Annotated in this window: 1 pseudogene; it reads right to left on the bottom strand. The window is 54.2% G+C overall.

Annotated elements, in window-relative coordinates:
• Positions 1–498: pseudogene (locus tag ATY29_RS03775) on the bottom strand (Ulp1 family isopeptidase); the annotation flags it as partial.
• Positions 499–535: the final 37 nt, after the last annotated feature.

Below are 535 nucleotides of genomic sequence, written 5' to 3'. Positions count from 1 at the left end.
GGCGTCGTCGGGATAAGGATGATGCTGTTTCAACTGCGACTCGGCGCCTAGATACTGCCGCAGCCGATCTAAACTCACGACCACTTTTCCCTCGGCCTCGGTAAATTTCCTAAAATCCTCCTGCAACGACCGTTGCTGCTGATCAGTACCCGTGAGTCGGCTGACTATGCTCCCCCTGCCCTCCCTTTTGAGCCAATCGCTAAACTTTCGTTGGTTACTGGCATTTTTCTGAGAAATCGAGACCGGTCCGAACTTACTCAGCTCTTCCTTGGCCAAGCTATCAATGACGCGGGCGTCATCGGGATAGGGATCATGAATTCGGCGGCCCATCAGGCGCGGCCCAGCTCCAACGGCTTGGAGTTCTTGCCCCTCAGGTCCGAGCCTCCTGAAATGAGACAGCGCTGAGTTAAGACGGTTCTGATCGTCCTCACCGCTTGCCCAATAATCCGCGATATCAACGGCTAGTGAATCTGGATCGTTTAAAAACCGAGAAGCCATCGAATCTCTGTTTGCTGCTCGGAGCCAACGAGCGAAC

Source organism: Rhizobium hidalgonense (assembly GCF_002914525.1).
GTDB lineage: Bacteria > Pseudomonadota > Alphaproteobacteria > Rhizobiales > Rhizobiaceae > Rhizobium > Rhizobium hidalgonense.
This window is presented reverse-complemented; position numbering and strand designations above follow the sequence as displayed.